Raw genomic sequence first — 1,782 nt, 5'->3', positions numbered from 1 at the left:
ATAAAATGTTGCTGTTATCAAAAAGTAAGTTATTTGAAGCTCTTACATTATAAGCTTTGTACCATAAATCTTCACCTGCAAAATAAGTTGATCGATCGGTATGGAGGTAGATTTTTTCGATATCAGGAATGGTTTTTTGTTGTTGAGCCTGCAAAAAACCGAATGATACTAACCCCAAAAAGAAACAGAATAAACTGCATTTTTTATTTTTAAGCATATAGAATCTAATTTATTGACTGTTTTTAATAGTATAGAAAGTCTTTCTAACTACAGGAATTCCGCTACCGGTGATTCCTTCCAGAGCTACTTTTACTTTGGTTTCTACCTTTGTATTAAAATAATTTACAGTGGCATTTCCCGTTTTATCTGGATGTACATAAGGATTCCAATAAATAGTATTTCTTACAGCTATTTTTTTATCTAATTCTTCATTGGTTTTTTCAGAATCCGGCATATAAAAAACACGTGCAGTATAAAAACCTTCTAGTTCTTGTTTAATAGAATGAAGAGGATTTTTTTTAGGTTTATTACCTCTATTTCCATTTGTAAAAATTGAAATAACGCCGCCTAAAGTTTCTGGATTTTCTAAAATAAATAATTGTGCAATTTCTCCACCTCTTACAACATCAATTTTTACAACATCATTGGGCGATATCCAGTCTAATTCATTAGTTTCTAACATTTGATAACCATCAATTAATATAAGTGGCGGAAGATTATGTTCTCCCAAAATCGTCACCCCTCTATCAACAACTTGAACACTAGGAACTTTATCTAAAACATCATAAATAGTAGTTAAGCTTTTTGTAGTTGCGTCTGCAACAAACCTGTAATCAGGAACTCCGTATGGAACAATAACATTATTTTTTTTTCTTCCTTTAACTTCCACTTCTTTCAAAACATTTTCTGGTTTTACTCCAAAAGCTGTAAATTTATTCAATACATTTTCAGTAATCTGATTTGTATCAGGCAAAAGAAATAGCTCTTTTTTTAATCTTACAGGAATTGGAGCACGTTCAATAGAATCTAAAACAATTTCCCCTCTGAATTTTCCTTTTTCATCTCTGGTATTTAGGTACATATTCGTTTTGCCGGCAAACATCAGGTTTTCAAATTGAAAACGTCCAATGGAATCAGTAATAGCGCTAAAAATATTTCGATTCTTCTTACCTGATAAAGCCAATGTCAAACTATTATTTACTAATGGTTTGTCAGCAAAAAGTTGCTTGACTTTTCCTGATATCGTAATTCCTTTTTCAACTTTAAACAAATTCTTTTCATCAGCCTGAGGCATTGTTTTCCATACAAAATCACGCCAACCTTGGGTTAGCAATAAATTATCCAAATGCTCTAATCGTTTGGGATTATTGGTATCAAAATAATAGCCCGGATGATCTACTTTTCCTCGAATATCCGATTCCATCAGAAAATAAGAACAGATGTTGGATTCAAAATTATCATTTTCAACGCCGTTCGTATCGGTGACACTCAATGAAAAACTGGCTGATTTTCCTTCTCCAGATCTGGATTTTGAGCTTATGCTTAATGTTGCTTTCTCATTAGGTTGATAAGTTGATTTATCTGTTGAAAATTCAACTTCTAAATCATGTTCTTTTTCAATGTAAATTAATCGCTCGCTTTGTGGCTTATTATTGCTATCGTAAACTGTTATTTGACTAATGCCTTCCGGTGTTTTGTCTTTTGGTAATTCAAAAGATAAACTCGTTTCGTTTAAAGTTTGTGTGGTTTCCAAATACGAGATTCCTTTTGCTTTGCAAACTA

2 protein-coding genes are annotated in these 1,782 nt (G+C 32.0%); both read right to left on the bottom strand.

Annotated elements, in window-relative coordinates:
- Nucleotides 1-217, bottom strand: a 217-nt coding sequence (locus ACSV4D_RS18080; RefSeq protein WP_439229388.1) for a hypothetical protein, incomplete at its 3' end; no start/stop codon positions are given.
- 12 nt (nucleotides 218-229) lie between these two features.
- Nucleotides 230-1,782: TonB-dependent receptor (locus tag ACSV4D_RS18075; protein ID WP_439229387.1), on the bottom strand; the 1,553-nt coding region annotated here is incomplete at its 5' end.

The organism is Flavobacterium sp. ARAG 55.4, from assembly GCF_051846875.1.
GTDB classification, from domain to species: domain Bacteria; phylum Bacteroidota; class Bacteroidia; order Flavobacteriales; family Flavobacteriaceae; genus Flavobacterium; species Flavobacterium plantiphilum.
The sequence above is the reverse complement of the archived record's forward strand: the minus strand, read 5'-3'. Positions and strand labels throughout refer to the sequence as shown.